The organism is Bradyrhizobium diazoefficiens (assembly GCF_016612535.1).
GTDB classification, from domain to species: domain Bacteria; phylum Pseudomonadota; class Alphaproteobacteria; order Rhizobiales; family Xanthobacteraceae; genus Bradyrhizobium; species Bradyrhizobium diazoefficiens_C.
Genome location: NZ_JAENXS010000001.1, coordinates 2,322,429 through 2,344,657, shown reverse-complemented (window position 1 = coordinate 2,344,657; position 22,229 = coordinate 2,322,429). Strand labels below are relative to the sequence as shown.

The 22,229-nt window shown below is 65.6% G+C and carries 19 protein-coding genes and 1 tRNA gene; 11 read left to right on the top strand and 9 right to left on the bottom strand.

Annotation, left to right across the window (positions count from 1 at the left end; translation table 11 throughout):
• Positions 1–38: 38 nt before the first annotated feature.
• The gene (locus JJE66_RS11050; RefSeq protein ID WP_200514298.1) at positions 39–2,069 is read right to left on the bottom strand and encodes a methyl-accepting chemotaxis protein; all 2,031 of its coding nucleotides are present in this window, start codon (positions 2,067–2,069) and stop codon (positions 39–41) included.
• Between the two features lie 189 nt (positions 2,070–2,258).
• Between JJE66_RS11050 and JJE66_RS11045 the strand changes: the two genes are divergently transcribed.
• Complete coding sequence (locus tag JJE66_RS11045; protein WP_200514297.1) at positions 2,259–2,849, top strand: thermonuclease family protein; 591 nt, start codon at positions 2,259–2,261, stop codon at positions 2,847–2,849.
• A gap of 53 nt (positions 2,850–2,902) precedes the next feature.
• On the opposite strand, the gene JJE66_RS11040 is transcribed toward JJE66_RS11045, so the two are convergent.
• A complete protein-coding gene (locus tag JJE66_RS11040) occupies positions 2,903–3,418 on the bottom strand; it encodes a L,D-transpeptidase (protein WP_200514296.1) in 516 nt (171 codons plus the stop codon).
• Positions 3,419–3,876: 458 nt separating this feature from the next.
• Positions 3,877–5,823, bottom strand: a complete 1,947-nt coding sequence (acs, locus tag JJE66_RS11035) for an acetate--CoA ligase (protein ID WP_200514295.1) — start codon at positions 5,821–5,823, stop codon at positions 3,877–3,879.
• Between the two features lie 413 nt (positions 5,824–6,236).
• Here acs and JJE66_RS11030 point away from each other — a divergent pair, with 413 nt between their 5' ends.
• The gene (locus JJE66_RS11030) at positions 6,237–7,406 is read left to right on the top strand and encodes a DNA topoisomerase IB (protein ID WP_200514294.1); all 1,170 of its coding nucleotides are present in this window, start codon (positions 6,237–6,239) and stop codon (positions 7,404–7,406) included.
• A 17-nt stretch (positions 7,407–7,423) separates the two neighbouring features.
• Here JJE66_RS11030 and JJE66_RS11025 read toward each other — a convergent pair whose 3' ends face one another.
• Positions 7,424–7,873 (bottom strand): SRPBCC domain-containing protein, encoded by a 450-nt coding sequence (locus JJE66_RS11025; RefSeq protein ID WP_200514293.1) that lies wholly within the window; start codon positions 7,871–7,873, stop codon positions 7,424–7,426.
• A 101-nt stretch (positions 7,874–7,974) separates the two neighbouring features.
• Here JJE66_RS11025 and JJE66_RS11020 point away from each other — a divergent pair, with 101 nt between their 5' ends.
• Positions 7,975–9,054 (top strand): adenylate/guanylate cyclase domain-containing protein, encoded by a 1,080-nt coding sequence (locus JJE66_RS11020; protein WP_200515326.1) that lies wholly within the window; start codon positions 7,975–7,977, stop codon positions 9,052–9,054.
• 104 nt (positions 9,055–9,158) lie between these two features.
• On the opposite strand, the gene JJE66_RS11015 is transcribed toward JJE66_RS11020, so the two are convergent.
• From JJE66_RS11015 to tsaD, 3 genes are all read right to left on the bottom strand, one after another.
• Positions 9,159–9,572: an EVE domain-containing protein gene (locus JJE66_RS11015; protein WP_200514292.1), complete on the bottom strand. Its 414-nt coding sequence runs from the start codon at positions 9,570–9,572 to the stop codon at positions 9,159–9,161.
• A 2-nt stretch (positions 9,573–9,574) separates the two neighbouring features.
• Positions 9,575–10,555 (bottom strand): NAD(P)H-dependent glycerol-3-phosphate dehydrogenase, encoded by a 981-nt coding sequence (locus tag JJE66_RS11010; protein WP_200514291.1) that lies wholly within the window; start codon positions 10,553–10,555, stop codon positions 9,575–9,577.
• Between the two features lie 188 nt (positions 10,556–10,743).
• Positions 10,744–11,817, bottom strand: coding sequence for a tRNA (adenosine(37)-N6)-threonylcarbamoyltransferase complex transferase subunit TsaD (gene tsaD, locus JJE66_RS11005; RefSeq protein WP_200514290.1), 1,074 nt, complete (start codon positions 11,815–11,817; stop codon positions 10,744–10,746).
• 151 nt (positions 11,818–11,968) lie between these two features.
• On the opposite strand from tsaD, the gene JJE66_RS11000 reads away from it, so the two are divergent.
• From JJE66_RS11000 to JJE66_RS10975, 6 genes are all read left to right on the top strand, one after another.
• On the top strand, positions 11,969–12,715 hold the full coding sequence (locus JJE66_RS11000) for a uroporphyrinogen-III synthase (protein ID WP_200514289.1): 747 nt from the start codon (positions 11,969–11,971) through the stop codon (positions 12,713–12,715).
• Positions 12,716–12,780: 65 nt separating this feature from the next.
• Positions 12,781–14,046 (top strand): COG4223 family protein, encoded by a 1,266-nt coding sequence (locus JJE66_RS10995; protein ID WP_200514288.1) that lies wholly within the window; start codon positions 12,781–12,783, stop codon positions 14,044–14,046.
• A gap of 35 nt (positions 14,047–14,081) precedes the next feature.
• The gene (locus JJE66_RS10990; RefSeq protein ID WP_200514287.1) at positions 14,082–15,818 is read left to right on the top strand and encodes a heme biosynthesis HemY N-terminal domain-containing protein; all 1,737 of its coding nucleotides are present in this window, start codon (positions 14,082–14,084) and stop codon (positions 15,816–15,818) included.
• A gap of 101 nt (positions 15,819–15,919) precedes the next feature.
• Positions 15,920–15,995: transfer RNA gene (locus JJE66_RS10985), tRNA-Thr, on the top strand.
• Between the two features lie 112 nt (positions 15,996–16,107).
• Positions 16,108–17,772 (top strand): hypothetical protein, encoded by a 1,665-nt coding sequence (locus tag JJE66_RS10980; RefSeq protein ID WP_311979846.1) that lies wholly within the window; start codon positions 16,108–16,110, stop codon positions 17,770–17,772.
• Between the two features lie 110 nt (positions 17,773–17,882).
• Positions 17,883–18,236 carry a hypothetical protein gene (locus tag JJE66_RS10975; RefSeq protein WP_200514286.1) on the top strand — a complete coding sequence of 118 codons (354 nt, stop codon included), beginning with the start codon at positions 17,883–17,885 and terminating at the stop codon, positions 18,234–18,236.
• Positions 18,237–18,311: 75 nt separating this feature from the next.
• Here JJE66_RS10975 and JJE66_RS10970 read toward each other — a convergent pair whose 3' ends face one another.
• On the bottom strand, positions 18,312–19,379 hold the full coding sequence (locus JJE66_RS10970; RefSeq protein ID WP_200514285.1) for a polysaccharide deacetylase family protein: 1,068 nt from the start codon (positions 19,377–19,379) through the stop codon (positions 18,312–18,314).
• A 252-nt stretch (positions 19,380–19,631) separates the two neighbouring features.
• On the opposite strand from JJE66_RS10970, the gene JJE66_RS10965 reads away from it, so the two are divergent.
• Both JJE66_RS10965 and JJE66_RS10960 read left to right on the top strand, forming a co-directional pair.
• Positions 19,632–19,955: a hypothetical protein gene (locus JJE66_RS10965; protein ID WP_200514284.1), complete on the top strand. Its 324-nt coding sequence runs from the start codon at positions 19,632–19,634 to the stop codon at positions 19,953–19,955.
• A 181-nt stretch (positions 19,956–20,136) separates the two neighbouring features.
• A complete protein-coding gene (locus JJE66_RS10960) occupies positions 20,137–20,349 on the top strand; it encodes a hypothetical protein (protein ID WP_200514283.1) in 213 nt (70 codons plus the stop codon).
• 107 nt (positions 20,350–20,456) lie between these two features.
• Here the strand turns inward: JJE66_RS10960 and JJE66_RS10955 are convergent, their stop codons facing one another.
• Positions 20,457–22,145: an MFS transporter gene (locus tag JJE66_RS10955; protein ID WP_200514282.1), complete on the bottom strand. Its 1,689-nt coding sequence runs from the start codon at positions 22,143–22,145 to the stop codon at positions 20,457–20,459.
• Between the last annotated feature and the right edge of the window lie 84 nt (positions 22,146–22,229).

Here is a 22,229-nt window from a genome sequence, read left to right as displayed (position 1 = left end):
GCGGCCGGCCTCAGGTCGGCCGCACGAGGCGCGGCGCGTCAGGCGGCCCGCACCGTATCGAGGAATTTCGCGACCTCGTTCTTGAGGCGGCCACTCTCGGTCGAGAGTGAACGCGCGGATGCCAGCACCTGCGTCGAAGCCGAGCCGGTGGCGCTGGCGCCGTGACTGACCTGGGCGATCTTGTCTGCGACTTCGACCGTGCCCTTGGCGGCTTCACTGACGTTACGTGCGATCTCGGCGGTCGCGGTGCCCTGCTCCTCGATGGTGGCCGCAATCGTGGTCGAGATGTCTGAAATCCTGGCGATGGTCGCGCCGATCTCCTTGATCGCGCCGACGGAATCTTCAGTCGCAGTCTGCATGCCGGCGATCTGTGCACTGATCTCGTCGGTCGCCCGCGCGGTTTGGGCCGCGAGCGCCTTGACCTCGCTCGCCACCACGGCGAATCCGCGACCGGACTCGCCGGCGCGCGCCGCTTCGATGGTGGCGTTCAACGCCAGCAGGTTGGTCTGCTCCGCAATCGCGGTGATCAATTTGACGACGTCGCCGATCCGGCCCGCAGCCTTGAGCAACTCGTTGATCCGGACGTCGGTACGTTCGGCCTGCATCACCGCCTCGCCGGCGATGCGGCTGGAATCGTGGACCTGGCGGCCGATCTCGACGACCGACGCGCTCATTTCCTCAGCGGCGGATGCCACGGCTCCGACATTGGCGGACGCCTCCTCGGAGGCTGCGGCCACCATTCCGGAGAGCTGCTCGGTCTCCTCTGCGGTCCCCGACAGCGTGCCGGCGGCGGATTCGAGCTGCTGGGAGGCCGACGAAACCGAGTTGATAATGCCGCCAACCGCGTCCTCGAACGCGCCGGCGAGCTGCATCATCTCCTGCTTGCGCCGCGCGGCGGCTGCGGCCTCCTGATCCTTCTGCTCGGCTTCCATCTGCTCGATGCGGATCAGATTGTCCCGGAAGGTGCGGGCCGCGCGGGCATTGTCGCCGACCTCGTCGCCGCGCGCGGTGTAGGGAATCTCGACGGCCTTGTTGCCGCCGGCGAGTTGCAGCAGCACTTCGCCGATGCGCCGGATCGGCCGGGCGATGCTCAGCACCGAAAACAACGCGGAGCCGGCCAGAACCAGGATGACGAGGACGCCGACGGCCAGGCTGATCTGGGTCGCCTGTTCCAGCGCGGCCATGAGCTGACTCTGCCGCAGCGCCGTGTATTCGTTGTTGGCTGAGACCAGCTTGTCGATGCGCGTAGTGATTTCCTTGGCGGCCGGAAGCACCCGCTCGTCGAGAATGCGTCTCTTGGTTTCCTCCGCCTTCACGGCTGCGCCGGTTGCCGACTTGTAGCGTCCGGCGAGTGCGGCGAGCGCGTCGATACCGTCCGCGATGTCCTTGTCGCCGGCGGACTGACGGACCTGTTTCAAGACGCGGATCGTGGCGTCGGCGCGTCCGAAGACACGGTCCTTCTGCTCGACGTCGCCCGTTGCCGTGAAACGCCAATCGGCAGCGCTGACCGCCTTGAATAACGCGTCGGCTTCGCGCAACTCGACCCCGATGTTGAGCCGGTTCTGCGATGCGGCGATTGCGGGCGACGCCAGCAGTTTCTCGAGCGTTTTGTTCCAGGCCTCCTCGATCTGGCTTGCCGCGGCGAACTCGGCGACGGCGGTACCACGAGCCTCACCAAGATCGCTGCCGGCCTTCAGAGAGGCGTCGAGCAGGACCTTGACCTCGCGACAGAGCTCTTTGGCCTCGGCGCGCTTGGACCGCTCCAATGCGGCGCTTATTTCGGTCATGGCGCCGGCGATGGAGCTGCGCAGCACGACGAGATGTTTGGCGAGGCCGTCGGCGGAGAATGCAGATCCGATTTCCGCCATGGCCAGGCGTGCACGCGTCACTGCGAGCTCGGCGCCCTGGGCATTGGCCTTGTTGGCGGTGTTGATGACCACCAGTCGGCTCAGGTCCGCGATCTGCTCGTTGCGAACGAGCTGGTTGGCGAGCATGCCGCCGACGAGAAGGACCCCCGCACTCGCGGTCAGTCCCAACTTTGTACCGATGCGAAACCTGAACGAAGCCATGCTTACCGCCCCCACACGCAAACCGAGTACGCCGTACTATTACTAAATACCGCGTGAATATCAAACCCCGTACAACTACAGGAGGTATCGAATGGAGAGTGTCTGGAACGGCGTGCAGCGCATAGCTGCGATTTTCCGGTGCCTGTCCCCGCCTTGCCGAGTTCCCCGACTCAGTCCTAGCCTGACTTGATGCGCTTCCAGGATCGTCCCAACGCCTATCGGCCGCAGTTCGGCGGCGCGCCGTTTGGCCGCCGCTTCTCCGGATTGCTGCCGTGGATTTTCGTGGTCGGCGTCATGGTGGTGGTCGTGCTGGTCTTCCGGCACGGGACAAACTGGCCCATCCCGCACGCGGCTGATAGTCAATCGCGAGATGCCGAGATTATCCTCCAGCAGTCTGGCAATCCCGCCAGCCGCCAGCCGGTCGATGTCATTCGCACCATTGACGGCGACACCTTCCTCGCCCGTGTGCATCAGCGCGATGGACGCGATCTTGTCGCGCGGGTCCGCCTGCGCGGCATCGACGCGCCTGAGATGAAGGCGTCCTGTCAGCAGGAGCTGGACAAGGCGGAAGCGGCCACCGAAGCGCTGCGCAATCTGCTCGGCCAGGGCGGCGTCACGATCTACAATCTCGGCTCGGAAAAATATGGACGTGTCCTCGCCGATGTCGCGACCAGGCGCACGCCCAACGTGTCGGCGGTGATGCTCGCGGGCGGTTACGCGCGCAGCTACAACGGCGGTCATCGCGACGGCTGGTGCGCGCGGGGCTGGCGCTTCTGGTAACAAAAAGCCGCGTCGAGCGACGCGGCTTCGCCGTCCTCTTCGGATCTCGACGATCAGCGCGTCACGACCACCGTGGTGCCGACCGAGACGCGGCTGTAGAGATCGGTGATGTCGTCGTTGAGCATGCGGATGCAGCCGTAGGAGACGAAGCCGCCGACCGAGCCCGGCACGTTGGTGCCATGGATTGCGTATTCGCCGCCGGCCAGCGTCATCGCCGCGACGCCCATCGGATTGCGCGGAGAGCCGCCCGGAATGACGTCCGGTATGCTCGGCTTGTCGCGCTTCACTTCCGCGGGCGGCGACCAGGCGGGATTGCGATACTTGCCGTCAATGCGGGTGGTGCCGGCCCACTGCTTGCCGGACTTGCCGACGCCGACTGGATAGCGCACGGCGTGGCCGTCATCGAGAATGAGATAGAGCCGGCGCTCGTTGGTTTTGACCACGATGGTCCCCGGCGAATAGTCGGCCAGGTGCGCCCCGACCATTTCCGGCCTTGCCTCGGCGGTTCCCGACATCAAGACCCCGGCTCCGAAGGTGGCTGCCAGCGCCAGTGCAATCTTCATCGACATCGATGCTTCCCCTTGCCCCAAACGGATCGTCCAAAATTCACGCAGCACCGGCAATCGCCGGCTCGCCCAGAGATTCTTAACCGCACCCGTTAACCGGATGGTTTCCACGCGCGGCCGGCAAGGGCCAGCCAGCAGGGGAAGCAAAGGAAATGTTCGAAATAAAGTAAATGACCTGAAAACAACACTCGCCGGGAAAGATGCGGGCGTGGCGGGGTGCGCCCCTGACAAGTGCGTGAGGAGTGTGAACGGCGGTTGTTTCAGGAGGGGCAGATTGTCTCCGTGTCCCGGACGAGCTGCAGCGCGCACAAGCGCGTTCACGCGCGTCTTCGATACGCTATGGCGCTGCTGCGCAGAGCCGGGATCCAGGAGGTTACGCGTTCTGACGTTGTATGGACCCCGGCTCTGCAGCGCACCGCGAAGTGCGCGCTGCGCTGCGTCCGGGGGACGAGATTTGTGGCTTACGCCGACTTCTTGTTCTGCCGGTTGTTCACGAGATCATCGACCACGGCGGGATCGGCAAGAGTCGAAGTGTCGCCCAGGCTGCCCGGCTCGTCCTCGGCGATCTTGCGGAGGATGCGGCGCATGATCTTGCCCGAGCGGGTCTTGGGCAGGCCGGGCGAGAACTGGATCTGGTCGGGCGCAGCGATCGGGCCGATCTCCTTGCGCACCCAGGTGACGAGTTCCTTGCGCAGCTCGTCGCTCGGCTCGACGCCGGCCATCAGCGTCACATAGGCATAGATGCCCTGGCCTTTGATGTCGTGCGGGTAACCGACCACGGCGGCTTCCGACACCTTCTCATGCGCCACCAGCGCGCTCTCGACTTCCGCCGTGCCCATGCGATGACCGGAGACGTTGATGACGTCGTCGACGCGGCCGGTGATCCAGTAATAGCCGTCGGCGTCGCGGCGGCAGCCGTCGCCGGTGAAGTACTTGCCCTTGTAGGTCGAGAAATAGGTCTGCTCGAAGCGGGCATGGTCGCCATAGACCGTGCGCATCTGGCCGGGCCATGACCGGGTCAGACAGAGATTGCCCGATGTCTCGCCCTCCAGCACCTTGCCGTCGGCATCGACGATCTCGGGCACAACGCCGAAGAAGGGTTGTGTCGCCGAACCCGGCTTGAGTTTTGTCGCGCCCGGCAGCGGCGTGATCAAGATGCCGCCGGTCTCGGTCTGCCACCAGGTGTCGACGATCGGGCAGCGATCGCCACCGACGACCCGGTGATACCATTCCCAGGCTTCCGGATTGATGGGCTCGCCGACCGAACCGAGCAGGCGGAGCGAAGCGCGCGAGGTCTTGGTTACGGGCTCGTCGCCGGACTGCATCAGTGCGCGGATCGCGGTCGGCGCGGTGTAGAAGATGTTGACCTTGTGCTTGTCGATGACGTTCCAGAACCGCGAATTGTCCGGATAATTCGGCACGCCCTCGAACATCAGCGTGGTCGCGCCGTTCGCCAGTGGTCCATACAGAATGTAGCTGTGGCCAGTGACCCAGCCAACGTCGGCGGTGCACCAGTAGATATCGCCGTCGTGATAGTCGAAGACGTATTGATGCGTCATCGCCGCGAACACGAGATAGCCGGCTGATGTGTGCAGCACCCCCTTGGGCTGGCCGGTCGAACCTGAGGTGTAGAGGATGAACAGCGGATCCTCGGCGTGCATGTGCTCGACCGGGCATTCCGTCGTCACCATCGCAGCCGCCTCGTGATACCAGAGGTCGCGGGTCGGATTCATGTCGATCTTGCCGCCGGTGCGCTTGACCACGACGACCCAGTCGATGTCGTCGGCCTTGGCGAGCGCGGCGTCGACGTTGGCCTTCAGCGGCACCTTCTTGCCGCCGCGCAGGCCTTCATCCGCGGTAATGATGACCTTGGATTTGCAGTCGTTGATGCGCTGGGCGAGTGAGTCAGGCGAGAAGCCGGCGAACACCACGGAGTGGATCGCGCCGATCCTCGCGCAGGCCAGCATCGCGTAAGCCGCTTCCGGAATCATCGGCAGGTAGATGGTGACGCGGTCGCCCTTCTTGACGTTGCGGGTGCGCAGGATGTTGGCCATCCGACAGACCTCGTCGTGCAGCTCCTTGTAGGTGATGTGCCTGGACTGCGCGGGATCGTCGCCTTCCCAGATGATTGCGGTCTGGTTGGCACGCTTGGCGAGATGCCGGTCGATGCAGTTATGGGCGACGTTGAGGATTCCGTCCTCGAACCATTTGATCGAGATGTTGCCGGGTGCGAACGAGACGTTTTCGATTCTAGTCGGCGCGTGCATCCAGTCGATGCGCTTGGCCTGCTCGGCCCAGAAGGCGTTCGGGTCCGCGATCGAGCGAGCGTACATGTCCTTGTACTTGGCCTGGTCGACCCAGGCGCGCTTGGACCATTCCGCGGGGACGTCGTAGATCTTCTCGGGCATGTTTCCCTCCACATACGGCCAGCCCAGCCTAAGCGATGAGGCGAGCCGACTTGATCATTGGACCGATTATGCGTCGGGCTAACCGGGCCCGACAAGGTGCACAAGCTGGACCTTCGGTGGTTGGCCGGCCATGCGAAGGATCAAGCCGCGTCGGCGGGCTGTCGCAAATCTGAAACAGGCCGAGGTGCGGCCTTCGGGGGTCTTTACCCAAATCTTCGGAATGGGCCCGCGCAGGGCGCCCATGCGTCGCAAGCGGTATTTAGAAACCGTTTTTCACTGATTCGGGACTCGCAATGCGGTTCGGAACACCCTAAGTGGCTAACCCGGGTCCCAAGAGACCTTCCAAGCGACGCTTGGAACAAAAATCAGAACAGCGGCATTGAGCGATAACAGGCAGGCCAAGGCATAACACTATGATGGATCAGCAGAATCTCGGGACGATACGGCCCGCTTCGGCCGATCCTGCTGCCGTCGCCTTGGCCAAAGCCCTCGGACAATGGCCGAAGCCGGCCGTTTCCGGACGTCCCAGCCCGAAAAAAATGTTCGACACGGCGCCCGCGGCGACGGTCGAGGCCCTCGCCAGGGAGCTGGGCCTGCGGCTTGGCGACCAGAACGAGCTGACCATCCGCCGCATCAAGCGCGGCAAGGGCTATTCCTTCGTTCGCCCCAATGGCGCGCATATCCGCGACGCCCGCACCATCCGCCGGCTGCACGCCATGGCGGTGCCACCGGCCTATCGCGACGTGCGCTACTCGGCCGATCCGAGCACGCATCTCCAGGCGGTGGGTCGCGATGCTGCGGGCCGACTGCAATATCGCTATCACGCCGATTGGGAAAAGGTCCGCGAGCACCGCAAGGCGCATCGGCTGGAAAAGCTCGTCGGCGCGCTGCCAAAGATCCGTCGCAAGGTCTCGGCGTTCCTGTCGGGCGACGAGCCGACGCGCGAATTCGCACTCTCGGCGGTGATCGAATTGATCGCGCGCACCGCGATCCGTCCGGGCAATGAATCCTACGCCCGCCTCAACGGCACCCGTGGCGCCACCACGCTGCTGAAGTCGAACGTCACGCTGGAAGACGATTGCTTCGTGCTGACCTTCAAAGCCAAGGGCGGCAAGGCGGTGCGGAAGGAATGCGACGCAGCCAAGCTGGTGCGTGCCATCGGCATTTTGCAGAGTGTTCCGGGTAAGCGCATGTTCCAGTATCGCGACGCCTACGGCATCGTGCGCGCCGTCAGCACCACGCAGGTGAACGCGTTTCTGCGCGAGATCGCCGGCATCAAGATTTCGCTGAAGGATTTCCGCACGCTGATGGCCTCGGCCGTCGTCGTGGAATCGCTGTCGCGGATCACGCCGGCGAGCAGCCAGCGCGGCCGCAAGAAGCAGGTGCTGGACGCGATCCGCGCCGCGGCCGACAAGCTCTCCAATACGCCGGCGATTTGCCGCAAGAGCTATGTCCACGACACCATCGTCACCGCCTTCGAGGACGGCATCCTCGAGCGTTTTGCGGCGACCATGAAGGGACAGCGTTCGCAGGCCCGACGCGAGCAGCTCTTGCAGCAGGTGGTGGCGACCGCAGCCGTTTGACCGGCCACATCGCTACATTAGTTTGAAACACCCTTGTCGGGACCGGGATCGGCGCCAGCAGCTGCGGTCGTGAGCCGACCCAGATAATGCGCCCACCCTTTCGCGTGCGCAGCCATCTGTTCCTCCGTCGGCAGCCCACTATGAGTCATGCGCAGCAGCGTGCCGCCGTCGCGTTCGATCAGGTCGATTTCGATCAGGCTCGATCCTGGCGGCACTTCCTGGCCGCCATCCCAGCCAAAGGTATAGGCCAGACGATGCACCGGCACGACCTCGCGGAAGGCGCCGCGGGCGACACCGCCACGTGGACCGATGCCCTTGAGCAGATAGAGCCCGCCGGGATGCGGCTCGGTGGTCGCATCCGAGCCCATCCAGCTCAGGATTTTCTCGGGATCGGTCAAATAGGCGAAGACGGTGGCGCGCGGGGCTGCAATTTGGGTCTCGCGTCGCAATACGAATGGCTCGGTCATCGGCGATCATCCCTGGGCTGATACTGGCACATGGCGGCGCCAAAGCAGCCCGTCAAGGATTGCCCGTGACAAGGACGGTCCTCCTTCGCCATCATCGGATCATGCAACTCTCTCCGACCCTCGCCTGGCTTGTCGATGCCGCCTCAGATAGTCCCGGCGCCGATCGCCTGCTCGCGGAACTCGGCGCACGTCTGGTCGCCGACGGCGTGCCGCTCGCGGCCGGCGCCCTGACGCTGGAGGTGCCGCATCCCCTGATCGCGAAGCGGACCTGGCTGTGGCGTGCGGAGAACGGCCGGGTGATCGAAGCGCTCGGCTTTGCACCGGGAGGACTGGCGCCAGATCCGCCGAACGATGCCGGTCGGCGCTGGCTGCGTGACATCGCCGGCGGCGAGGTGCACGAGGATATCGTCGGAAGGCCCGATGGGCCACTGCTCGGCTGGATCGGACCGCGTCCGTTCACTGCCGGTGAAATTGCACAATTGCGCCAGGCCGCGCGTTTTGCCGCGACACCCCTTGCCCTGCTCGCGGCACGCGCGACGTTGCGGGCGACGCTGGATGCTTATCTCGGCAAGCGCAGCGCGGAGCGGGTACTGGCGGCGCCGTTACGGCGCGATCTCGGCGAGACCATTCAGGCCGCGCTGCTCTATGCGGATCTGCGCAATTTCACGTCTCTGTCGGAAACCAGTCCAGCGGCCGACGTCATCGCGGCGCTCGACGCCTGGTTCGATCGCATCGCCGGCGCCGTTCACGCATTCGGTGGCGAGGTGCTCAAATTCATCGGCGACGGCGTGCTCGCGATCTTTCCGGTTGTCGAGGCATCGCCGCGCCGCGCATGCGAAGCTGCTCTGCGGGCCGCCGGTGCGGCCGAAGCCGGGATGGCGTATCTCAACGCGGAGCGTGGTGCTCAAGGGTTGCCACCACTCGCGTTCGGTGCTGCGCTTCATCTCGGCGAGATGCTCTGGGGCAATATCGGCGCCGCCAACCGGCTGGACTTCACGGCGATCGGTCCCGCGGTCAATCTTGCCAGCAGGCTCGAAGGATTGTGCAAGCCGCTCGGCAGGACCGTGCTGGTGTCTGGTGCGCTCGCCGCTGAGACGAACATGCCTCTGGTCGCGCTCGGACAGCATTCGTTGCGCGGCATCGCCGCACCATGCGAGGTTTTCGCGCTGCCGGAGGCGTAGGCCCGAATCGTAGCCCGGATGGAGCGAAGCGTAATCCGGGGTCGTGCCCCAATCGAGACTTTCCCGGATTGCGCTTCGCTCCATCCAGGCTACGGCACCGGAGCCTAGACCCCGCCCATCTTGCAGACCAGCTTCCACTCCTCGGCCGTGACCGGCTGCACCGACAGGCGCGAATATTTCACCAGCGCCATGTCGGCGAGCTTCTTGTCGGCCTTGATCGCCGCCATCGTCACCGGTGTCTTCAGGGGCTTGTCGGCCTTGATGTCGACGCAGACGAACTTCTCGGTCTTGTCGGTCGGATCCCGATAGGCCTCCTTGATGATCTCCGCGATGCCGACGATCTCCTTGCCCTCGTTGGAATGATAGAAGAACGCCTTGTCGCCCTTCTTCATGTTCACGAGGTTCTGGCGCGCGGTGAAATTGCGCACGCCGGTCCAGGCCTCGCCCTTGGCGCCTTTCGCGACCTGCTGGTCCCAGGACCACACCGATGGTTCGGATTTCACCAGCCAGTACGCCATGTTCATTCCTCTGCCTTGAAGGGGCGCGTCAACAGCCCCGAGATCGCGGCGTCGACCGTGCTCCTGCCGCTCAGGATCGCCGCGACGGCTTCTGATACGGGCATCTCGATGTTTTGCGAAGCTGCGAGCTCAATCAGCACCGGCGCGGTGAACTCGCCCTCGGCGAGTTTGCCGGACGGTGGCTGCTCGCCGCGCCCGAGCGCAAGGCCGAGTGCAAAATTGCGTGACTGTAGACTTGAGCACGTCAGGATCAGATCACCGAGGCCTGAAAGGCCGGCGAGCGTCTCGCCGCGTGCGCCGAGCGCACGGCCCAGGCGTGTCAACTCGGCAAAGCCGCGGGTCGTGAGCGCCGCCTGGGCGGACGCGCCGAGCTTACGTCCGACCGCGATGCCAACCGCAATCGCCAGCACGTTCTTGGCTGCGCCGCCGATCTCGACGCCACGGACATCCGTGGTGTGATACGGCCGGAAGGTCGCCGAGCCCAGCGCCTGCACCAGGTGGCTCGCCAGCGCCTCGTCCTTTGCCGCCAACGTCACCGCCGTCGGCAGGCCGCGCGCGACGTCGTCGGCGAAGCTCGGGCCCGACAGGATCGCCGGTTGCGCGTGCGGCGCGGCCTCGGCGATCACATCGGTCATGAATTTGTGGGTGCCGTGCTCGATACCCTTGGCGCAGGCGATGATCGGCACGGGCGTCGTGACGTGCGAGGCCAGCATGTTGACCGCGCCGCGCAGATGCTGCGCCGGCGTTGCGATCAGCAGCATGTCGGCACGCGCGGCGAGCGACAGCTCGCTCGTTACCACGATCTCCGGCGCGAGCCGCACGCCGGGCAGCCGCGGATTGTCGCGGGTCGATGCGATCCGCGCGGCATGGTCGGCGTTGCGCGCCCACAGCGTTACGTTCCGACCGGCGCGCGCGGCCACCGTCGCCAGCGCCGTGCCCCAGGCGCCGGCCCCGATCACCGCGACGGATCGAAACGTGGTCATCGCGTGCTCTCTCCACTCCCTCTCCCCGCTTGCGGGGAGAGGGTTGGGGTGAGGGGGAGTCTCCTCAAGGGCGGTGACAGAGAGGCTCGCGGAGAGTCCCCCTCACCCGAATTCGATCTGCGATCGAATTCGACCTCTCCCCGCAAGCGGGGCGAGGTGAAGGGAAGCTCGTGGCGACGTTTCTGCATTCAGAACCCCGCTCGCGTCTTGCCGTAGCCCGCCGGCGCGGCCGCGTTGGCGTCGAGCAGCCAGCGCGCGCGCGGCTGCGCCTCCATCGTATCGGTGAGGCCGAGCGCGAGGCGTTCGGCGCCGGCCCAGGCGATCATCGCGCCATTGTCGGTGCAGAGCGCGGGCGGCGGCAAGATCAGCTGCGTCTGCGCCTGCCTGGCAACGTCATCCAGCGCGCCGCGGATCGTCTGATTGGCGGCGACGCCGCCGGCCGCGACCAGCGCGCGCGGCGCGCCGAACTGTTCGCGGAAAAGTCGGAGGCCGACGCTCAGCCGGTCGGCCGTCGAGTCCAGCACGGCGGCCTGAAAGCTCGCGCAGAGATCGCTCAAATCCTGCGGCGTGATCTCGGTGAGCCGGCTCGCTTCGGTGCGAACCGCGGTCTTCAATCCCGACAGCGAGAAATTTGCGTCGGGGCGTCCCTGCATCGGCCGCGGGAAAGCGAAGCGCGTGGCGTCGCCGCTTTCTGCCGCGCGCTCGACCTGGGGTCCGCCCGGATAGGGCAGGCCCAGCATCTTCGCGACCTTGTCGAAGGCCTCGCCGATCGCGTCGTCGACGGTGGTGCCGAGCCGTACATACTGGCCGACGCCGGTCACAGCGACGATTTGGGTGTGGCCGCCGGAGGCGAGGAACAGGCAATAGGGAAATTCGATGCCGTCGGTCAGGCGCGGGGTCAGCGCATGGGCCTCGAGATGGTTCACAGCGACCAGCGGCGTGTCGTGCACCATCGCGATCGCCTTCGCGGTGGTGAGCCCGACGATGACGCCGCCGATCAAGCCGGGCCCCGCGGCGGCCGCGACACCGTTGAGCTGGGCATAGTCAATGCCGGCCCCGTGCATGGCCTGGTCGATGATCCCGTCCAGCACGTCGACGTGGGCGCGCGCGGCAATCTCCGGAACGACGCCGCCGAAGCGGGCATGTTCCTCGACCTGCGACCGCACGATATTGGACAGGATCTTGCCGCTGCCGTCAGGCGCGCGCTCGATCACGGCCGCTGCGGTCTCATCGCAGGTGGTCTCGATGCCCAGTACCAGCATTGGCGAATTGTTATCCAATTTGCGCCCTTGCGCTCATTCGTAAAGCAGAGTTCTGGTACGTCCGGTAGCATTCCGAGCTCGGCTTGCGCAATCGTCACGCGCCGTCATCCCTGTCAATGCGTCACCGCCACGTGGTCCGGGAACACAAGCGATGTCCATTCTTGTCACACGGCCGCATCCCGACAATGAGGCGACGGCAAAAAATTTGCGTGCGCGGGGGCATGTGGTGCTGCTCGCGCCGGTGCTCAAGTTCGAGCCGGTCGCTTTTCATGATGAGAGCGAGGCGGGCTACAGCGCCATCATCGTCACATCCGCCAATGCGATCCGCGCCGTCGCACCGCTGCTGCCGGACCTCGGCCTGTTGAGGTTGCCGCTGTTTGCAGTCGGCGAGCATACCGCGGCTGCCGCGCGCGATACCGGGTTCACTGAGGTGATCGTCGCCGGCGGCGATGCCGCGGCCTTGCGCGATAAAGTGGTGCAGAGTGCGCGCGACAAGGTACTGAAGAAGAAAAGTACGCTGCTTTATCTTGCGGGTGCGGATCTGTCGCGGGACCTCGGCGGTGAACTCGGCGCACAAGGGTTTAGCGTGGTCACGCAGACGACCTATCGCATGGCTCCGGTCACGATCCTCCCGCGCGACGTCTGCGAGGGCTTTGCCGCGCATGGCATCGAGGCGGTGCTGCATTACTCCCGGCGCAGCGCGCGAGCCTTCCTGGATGCTGCGCGGGACGAAGGCGTCGAAATCTCGGCGCTGGCGATTCCGCAATGCTGCCTGTCCGAGACGGTCGCTTCCGTGCTGCGCGATGCCGGCGCGTCGCAGGTTCTGGTGGCCGCGACCCCGGACGAAAATGCCCTATTTGACGCCTTGGAGCGTGCTTTGCGGACCCGTTTGGCGTAAGAGGACGGGCCGAATCCGACGCAATCGGGCTCGTCTCTGGTATGAAAGTGTGAGGAACCGTCACGATGGCCGACGACAAGCCTGAAGACGCGGGATTGGCCCCCGAGTCCGGCCGTGCCAACCGCACCCCGCCGACCATCGACCTCGAGGCAACCGAAGTCTCCACCCAGCCGCAGGATTTGGCGGGTGAGCCCGAGGCGCAGCCATCGGCCGAGCAGGCAAACTCCGGGCAGGCCAGTACCGAAGAAGCCAAGATCGAGACAGCCGAGGCTGAAACTGCCAAGGCCGAGCCGGAGCATAGCGAGGCGCAGGCCGCCGTTGCATCGGCCGCCATTTCGCCTTGGGTCATCGCGCCATTTTCCGGTGCTGTCGCAGCCGCGGTCGTGATCGCGGTCGGCTGGGTACTGGGCTGGCCCGCGGTGCAGGCGCCGCCGGCCCCACCGCAAGTGACGAGCGCGACAGTCGATGCGCTGAGCGGTCGCCTCGCCGCGGTCGAAGCCAAGGCGGCCAAGCCCGCCGCCGATGCGGCCATGGTCGCGCGGCTCGATGCGCTGGAGAAATCTGTCGGCACATTACGCGGCGACATCGCCAATTTGCGCGCGCAGTCCGACAAGACCGCGAGCGCGTTGAATGATGTGAAATCCACGCCGCGCGATGGAGCGGCCTCGCCCGGCCTCGCCGCCCTCGACGACCGTATCTCCCAACTCGAGCGCGCCAGCACGACCGCCCGCGCCGAGCTCGCGCAACAGGGCGAAAAGATCGCCGATGCCAAGGTGCTGGACGACAAGCCGTTGCGCTATGTGGTGGTCGCCACCCTGCTCGACGTTGCCGTTCGCCATAATGATCCCTATGAGGCACAGCTCGCCGCCGCGCGGTCGCTCGCAGCCAAGCCCGAAGTGCTGAAACCGCTCGATATGTTCGCTGCCGGCGGCATTCCGACGCCGGTCGCGTTGAGCCGCGAGCTCCTCAATATCGTGCCGAAGCTGTCGCCGCCGCCGGAAGCACTGAGCAGCGATGCCGGCATCGTCGAGCGCCTTCAGGCGGGAGCGTCAAAGCTCGTCCGCATCGAACGCACCGACGGGGTCGGCAGCGACCGCGGCGCTATTGTCACGCGGGTCACGGCAGCGGCGCTGCGCAACGATTTCGTCGAGGCGCGGCGCGAGTTGAAGACGCTGTCCGAGGCCGATCGCGCGCCTGCGCAGGCCTGGCTCGACAAGGCCGACGCCCGCGATGCCGCGCTCGCGGCCTCCCGCAGATTAGCCGATGATGCCATGGCTGGTCTTGCCAAGTCCGATCCAGCCAAGCCTGCTCCAGCCAAGCCTGCTCAATAAGATTCGCGCAACAATCTGCGCGTATAGGGATTGCCATGCTTCGCATCATCCTCTTCCTCGTTCTGATTGCGCTCGCAGGCGCCGGCGCGGCCTGGGTTGCCGATCAGCCCGGCGATGTCGTGATGACCTGGGGCGGTTTTCGCGCCTCACCGAGCATTCCGGTGTTCGTGCTCTGCCTTGGCATGTTTGCGGTCCTGATCGTGTTGCTCTGGAGCGTCCTGACCGTGATCTGGCGCACGCCCGGACGGATGCGCCGCCGCCGGCATGAGAAGCGTCATGCCCGCGGCCGCCACGCCATCACCCACGGCCTGCTCGCGATCGGCCATGGCGATACGGCCCTCGCCCGCCGGCATGCGGAAGCGGCACGGCGCCATGCGCCCGACGATCCGCTCGCGCTTCTCTTGCATGCGCAGTCGGCGCAGCTCGACGGCAATCGCGACGAGGCGCAGCGCGCCTTCCGCGCCATGGCCGAGCGCGAGGATACGCGGCTGCTTGGTCTGCGCGGCCTGTTCATCGAGGCGCAACGCGCCGACGACGCAGTCGGTGCCGTGATGATCGCGGAGGAGGCGATCAAGCTGTCGCCGTCCTCGACCTGGGCCTCGCATGCGGTGCTCGGCTTCCGCTGCGCGCGCGGCGATTGGAGCGGTGCGCTCGCAATCCTCGATTCGAATCTGTCCGCGGGCCTGATCGACAAACAGGGCTACCGCCGGCAGCGTGGCGTGCTGCTCACGGCGCGCGCGCTGGAATTGGAGACGATGGACCGCGACGTCGCGCGCGAGAGTGTGATGGAAGCCGTCAAGCTCGCGCCGACTTTGGTGCCGGCCGCCGTGCTCGCCGCGAAATTCGAGAGCGAGGCGCATCAGGTGCGCCGCGCCATGAAGCTCGTTGAAGCCGCCTGGCTCGCCAACCCGCATCCCGATCTTGCCGACGCCTATGCGCATGTGAAGCTCGGCGATTCCGCGCGGCAGCGCTTGCAGCGGATCGAGACGCTCGCGGCCAAGACGCCCGCCGACAAGGCCGGTTATGTCGAGGGCCAGCTTGCGATCGCGCGCGCCGCGATCGACGCCTCCGAATTCGCCCGTGCGCGCGAGGTGCTCGCAGCTTACGTCAACGATCCGACCCAGCGCGTCGCGCTGCTGATGGCCGATCTCGAGCGCACCGAGCATGGCGATGGCGGCCGTGCCCGCGCCTGGACCTTGCGGGCGGTGCGCGCCCGCCACGATCCGGCCTGGACCGCGGACGGCTATGTCAGCGACCGCTGGCGTCCGATTTCCCCGGTCACTGGCCGTCTCGACGCCTTCCAGTGGCAGACGCCGGTGGCGAGCCTGCCCTCGGACAAGGGTACCACGATCGAGTCCTCGGCCTTCGAGGAAGCCATGCTCGCCGCCCCGCCGCCGAAGCGGGTGACGATGGCAAGCGACCCGCCGGCGGAACCAGTCGTGATCGCCCCCGCCCCGGCCGCGCAGGACAACGCACCCCCGGCGGCCAAGGAAGAGCTGGTGGTGACGCCCGCTGAGCCGGTCAAACCGGCCTCGGAGGCGTCCGAATCATCGCCGGTGCCAGCAACTCCGGTGTTCCGGACCCGTGCCGACGGCAAGCCGGTGCCGTCCCCGATTCCAGCCGTCATCCCGATCATCCGCGCTCCGGACGATCCCGGGATCGACGACGACGGGCCCAGCGATGAATTTACGGAACAAATCGGCACGTCCAGGGACCAAACAAGAGCCCAGGCCGGCGGTTGGCGTGGATTCTGGTCCCGCTGGGGCGCCTGAGCCACATTTCCAATCCCGCTTGTCCTTGCCAATTCGGGCCATGCCCGATATCAGAAGCGCGCATATCGGGGCCGGCATCGCCCAGGCCTCCGGCAGGGTTCGCCGCAATAGCTCAGTTGGTAGAGCACGTCATTCGTAATGACGGGGTCGGGGGTTCGAGTCCCTCTTGCGGCACCAGCGCCCCGATCCATCAGCTCATCACAAGCTAACTTCTTTCCTCAGGAAACCGGCAGGCGCGCGCGTTGCGCTCCGCGCGTGTGTCACTAGGATGCGCGGCCGAGACAGCTGCGTGACGGGGCAAGTGGTGGGTGCGGAGAGTAAGGCCGGGACGGATCAGAACGCATGGTTGCGACTCTCGGCTCTCGTCGTTCTTGCCGCGTGCGTCACCATCATCGTCGCCTCGCGATCGATTGAAGTCTCACGGCTGCACAGCCGGTTGTCGGTTCCGCCGCTCTACGACGACATCTCCTATTTCCTCGACGCCGCGCGGTGGATGAACGCCGCACGGGATCAAAGCATCTTCGCCAGCCTCTGGGATCTGCTGCGTCAGCATGCGCCGTTCTCGACTCTCGTGGCGATCATCGGGCTCGGGCTTTTTCCGGGCAGCTTCATCGGGCCCTATCTCGTCCACGCCGTGGTCGTTTTTGCTTTCCTGCTCGGAATCATCTGGCTGGTCTGGCGGCGGCCTGTGCTCGAGATCGCGGCGTGCTTGCTTGTGGTGCCCTGCGTGCCGGTGGTGTGGCACACGGTCACCGAAGCGCGACCGGATCTGCCCTCCGGACTTGCCATTGGTCTTGCCGCGGGAGCCATCGTTCACCGCGGCGTGCTCGCCCGCAGCGCGCGTGCCTTGGCCGCTCTGGGTGTTGCCTGTGCGCTGGCCGTCAGCATCAAGCCGACATCGTTTCCGGCCGCGCTGGCCCTGATTGGCGGTGCATTTGCGATTAGGCTGTTGGTCGATTGCATCGAAGCCGGCGGATTGCGCAATTCGATCGGCTCGGCACCGAGCGCGCTCCTGTGGTTCGTGCTGCCGCTGATCGCGACGACGGCCGCGCTGATTGGACCCGCCTTGGTCGAGACCATCACCTACATCCTGAATGTGTTCGTCGGCCAGCGCGATCTCTGGACCACAGGCGAAAGCTTTTGGGTCGGCTTTCTGCGCTTCTCGATCGGATGGGATGGACAGTTCGGCCTGCATTACTGGTTCGCCGTCGGCGTGGCCTTGATGTTGCTGCGCATCGTGCTTGCTGCAATTCACGGCACGGCTGCGTTGCTGGATGCCGTCGTTCTGCTCGCCGCCGTGTTGATCGCCTACACGATTCCGTCCGTCGCGGAGATCAAGACCTACTATTTCGGAGCGATGTTCTATGGCCTCTTCATCGTTGGGATGGTGTTGAATGGTTGCGCCAGCCTGGAGCTCATTCCGGCGCTGCTTGCTCGCTACGGTCTGGGCGCCGACACCCGCCGCCATGTGCTGACCGCAGGCCGGGTGCTTGCATTCGCACTTGTCGTTCAGCTGTTCGTCAGGGACGTCGTCACCGGCCAGATCAGCACGGCGACACCGCTGAGTGCGCAGCAGCAGGAAAGCATCCGCGTTGCGACCGAGCGGCTCTGGTCACTCTTGCGCGACATCAAGCCGGCGGAGCCCGGCCCTCTCATCGTCGCCTTCTCGAGCCCCTATCCGGTGACCTCGGCGACCATCCAACTCTACGCCGAGCAGGCGCGGATCAATCTCGTCGTGCGCAACGAGCTGTTTCACCGCACCGCGCAGGCAACGGGCGACGCGCTGCTGAAGTCGGAGATCCTCGTGCTGTCGAGTTCGATCCCGCATACGCTGGTCGGGCCGCGCGCCGGCGACGAGCTCATCGCCCGCATGGACGCGGAAAAGGGCCTCTGCCCGCTCGAAACCCAGACATTCCCCGACGTGACGCTGCGGGTCTACCGACGCGGATGCTGATCGCGGCCAGCCTGGTTTGAGACAGCGGGGCCGTCTACGTGACCTCGATCACACAACCTTGCGCGCGGCTCCCCTAGTGTCCCGGTCACGCAAACACGGGGAGATGTCACATGCGCAAGATCGTTCTGGTTGCCGCCATGGTTCTGGTCTCTGCATCCGCCCATGCAGGTGGCCGCGGACTGTCGCTGTCCACTGCAACGGCCGCTCCGCAAATCGCCGCGGCCACCACCCCGACGACGCAAATGAGCGAAGTCGCGCCAGCGGTCGAAGCGCCGAAATATGTCGACCGCCCGCCGGCGATCCCGGCTCCCGCCGTGACCGCGACAACGGCGACCTCAGGGCCGGTCACGACGGTCAAGCCTGCCACCAAGACCACGGCCAAGGCGGACAGGTCCAGGCACAAGCGCACCTGGACCGAAGCCCGCATCATCAGCGAGCTGCACCGCCACGGCGTTTATTGGTAAGCAGCGGCATGAAGCTCCCAAAATGGAAATGGCCGGGCTGAGCCCGGCCATCATGCTTGTCGAAACCTGACGCGCTCAGCGCTGCGAGACCGTCTGCACCACGCTCGAAACCGGGCGCGTGTTCGTCGCACTGGACGCGGGCACCTTCAGCTCCTTGAGCACCGCTTCGTCATACTCGGGCAGCGACTCGAACGTCGTCTTCGCCTTGATCTGCACAACCTTGTAGCCACCGGCTTTGAGGCGCGCGAGCAGCGTCGGCAGCGCTTCGCCGGTGCGCTTCTGGAAGTCGTGCATCAGGATGATGCCCTTGCCGAGCTTGTCGAGCTTGGTCATCACATTGCTGATGATCTTGTCCGGCGTGCTCTCCTTGCGGAAGTCGAAGGAGTCGAGGTCGGTCGAGAAGACCCCGACGTTGCGGCTGCCGAGATAGCTCACCAGCGCCGGATTCTGCTGAAGTTGCGGGAAGCGGAAGAACGGCGACGGATTGGTTCCGAGGGCCCATTTCACCGCGCTGAAGCCTTTCTCGATCTCGTCCTTGGCCTGCTGCTCCGTCATCTTCTTGCCGTTGAGATTGACGTGCGACCAGGTGTGCGCGCCCACCGTGTGGCCCTGGGCCAGAACCTGGCGCAGGATCTCCGGGTGCCAGCTGGCGTGCTTGCCGATCGAGAAGAACAGGCCCTTGGTGCATTCGTCGGCCAGTGCCTTCAGCACGGCCGGCGTGTTGTGCGGCCAAGGGCCGTCATCGAAGGTCAGCACGACCTCCTTGTCGGCGAGGAAATCAAACTGCTTGTACTGCTCGAAGCCGAAGCCCGGGCCGCCGGTCGTGTCGATCTCGACCACGCGCGAGACGCCCAATGCATTCGGATTGGTGCAGGTCGTCGTCTGCTGAACCGGTGCGGCTGCTGGCGCGGGGGCCGGAGCGGGCGCTACGGCAGGAGCGGCGGGCTTGCCCGCGAGCGCCGCAGTGGTCTCGACGTCGTCCTTGGCGGCGAGCTTCGCCGGCGCCGGTAGAGGATCGGCGGCACGGGCGGCTGTTGTCTTGGGGGCGCCCTGGTCGGCGCGCGAGGAATAAAAGTACCAACCTCCGGCGATCACGACCGCCGCAAGGACACTGGCCAGCATCAGGCCCAACGCATTACGCATCGCTGCTCTTTCCAAATACGCAACCAAACCAGCGGAATTTCCCGCGTCGCGAGCCATTAATGCGAAGGAAGAGTTAACGTGACACCAACACGACAGCGGTTGCGAAGGAATTTCAGGCAGGTGCGCCAAAGTGACCGATGTCACAGTTGGGGCGCGGCCTGTGACCGTCATCACTGTAGAAAGGTCTTTGCTGGAGCATCGTCATTCCCATTAACAACGGGCCCGTCTCGGCGGTGCCAATGGGAGCTTCAAATGACCAAGTCTTTCTCTGCCAAGTCTGTCTCCGCGAAGTCTTTCTCTGCCAAAATCCGCGATACCAGCCTGGCGCTGGGCTTTGCCGCCATCGTCTCGATCGTTTCGACGACCTCGAGCTTCGCCTTCTCGTCCGAGGCGCAGCAGCAGTGCACCGGCGACGCCTTCCGCCTGTGCTCGTCGGAAATCCCCAACATCCCGAAAATCACGGCGTGCATGGTGAAGCATCGCTCCGACCTGAGCGCCGGCTGCCGCGCGGTGATGGACAAGGACCTCGCCAAGGGCACGTCACACAAGGTCGCTGACGCCCAGGACGGACAGTAAGAGCGCGCGACGATCGCGTCGTTGCGTCGGTTAGCTCCCCTCGCGATGTGCCCCGGCGTCAAGCCGGGGCCCCCGCGGCGGCGCCAATCTGCCGACAAAGTCCTGCCAACAAAGCCGTTGCGGCTCAGGGACCGTCGCACTAGCTTCGCCCGCAAATCTTCCGGGTACGAGGCACTACGCGATGACCAGATTTCTTTTTATCATTTCCTTGATCCTGTGCGCATCGGGCGCATCCGCGCAGCAGCCCGGCCACGACGCCTGCGCGCGCGACGTTACGCGCTTCTGCCGCTCGGTGATGAACAATGGCGATAGCGCCGTGCTCGCCTGCCTGAAAGAGCACCGCGCCCGACTGACCAAGGCCTGCGACAAGGTGCTGACGGATCACGGACAGTAAGATGGTGGTGTCGTAGCCCCGATGGAGCGAAGCGAAATCCGGGGCCTATCCGCGCGGTGAGATCAACCCGGATTGCGCTTCGCTCCATCCGGGCTACGAAACAAGACCTACGTGCTGCTCCCCGCCGCGGTCGCGACCACCGGCAGCACTTCGGCACTGGCGCGGTCCGGGGTTGCCTCGTTCCAGCGCACCGATCCGAACGGCCGCTCCAGCATACGGCGGATTCGCACCGGCTCGGGGCCGATGTGAAAATCGATTGCCTGCTGATGCAGCGCGCGTTCGGACTGGGTCGAGCGGTTGCGCTGGCGCAGATAATCGAACCAGGTCGGGCAGTGATAGCGCTCGGTCCACAATTCGGGATCGGCGATGTCGCGCGCGATCGACCAGCCATAGGCGCCGTTGCGCTGCCTCGAGAGCTGCACGTCCTGCATCACGTTGTGGAACGGGCGGGCATTCTCCTGCGACACCCGATATTCGATCTCGACCACCAGCGGTCCACTGCGTCCCGTCAGCGACAGCTTGACCTCGGGATCGGCGAGCACGTCGGCATCCTCGTTGCGGGCGCCGACGCGCGGCATCGCAAGCCAGATTCCCAGCAGCGGTGAAATCAGCATCAGACCGGCGGCCGTCAGCAGCGCGACCTCGACGCCGGCATAGTCGGTGAGATGACCCCAGCCCCAGGCGCCGATGGCGATGCCGCCGGAAATCGAGGCCTGGAACGCGGCGAGCGATCGTCCGGCGACCCAGCGCGGCGCCGAGAGCTGCACGCCGATATTGAACAGCGCGACGGAGGCCATCCAGACCGCGCCGGCCAGCACCAGCGCGGCCGCGGTCAGCACCGGTTCGCTGGAGAGCGCCAGCGCCGCCATTGCGAACGCCATCGAGACGGTGCAGGCGCGGATCGCGGCCTCGCCGCTCATGCGCTTGCGCAGCTCGTGGATGTTGAGCGCGCCGACGACGGCGCCCATGCCGAAAGCGCCCAGCATGATGCCGTAGGTCTGCGCCCCGCCATGCAGCAGATCGCGCGCGACCAGCGGCATCAGCGCCATCACGGCGCCGCCAATCAGGCCCATCACCAGCGTGCGCAGCAGCACGATCTTGATCGGCGGCGAGTTGGTGATGTAGCGGAAGCCCGACACCATGGCCCGGTTGAGCTTCTCCCGCGGCAGCCGCGAGGGCTCGGTGGTCCGCCGCCAGAGCAGCAGCACCACCAGCAACGGCAGATAGAGGGTCGCATTGCAGGCAAACGCGGCTACCGCGCCGAGCGAGGCGACAATCACGCCGCCGACCGCAGGACCGAAGCTGCGCGCGATGTTGTAGCTGATGCCGTTCAGCGCGACGGCCGAAGGCAGCGCCTCGGGCGGCACCTGTTCGCTGACCGAAGACTGCCAGGCGGGCCCGAACAGTGCGTTGCCGCTGCCGACGACGAAGCAGAAGGCCAGCAGCGTTTCAGGGGTGATGAGGTTGAGCCCCGCCAGGATCGTGAGAGCGGACGCGCCGGCCAGCGCAATCATGAGCGCGATCAAGGTCACGATACGGCGGTCATACATGTCGGCTATGGCGCCGGCCGGCATCGAGATCAGCATGATCGGCAGCATCAACGCGGTCTGCACCAGCGCCACCTTGTCGGCGGAGGCCGCCATTTGCGTCATCGCCCAGGCCGCGCCCACGCCCTGGATCAGGAGGCCGAGATTGGAGAGCAGGCTGGCGAGCCAGATGCGCCGGAATACGGTGTACCGTAATGGTGCCGTGATGCCGTCGGTGGAACGCCTCTGACGGTTCGTCTGCTCGGTCATATCCTCTTCCAAATCGTCTGGCAGAAATGGCTTTAATGATTCCGGCAGGCTCAGTGATGCCCGCGAAAGTCCTTCGCTGTCCAG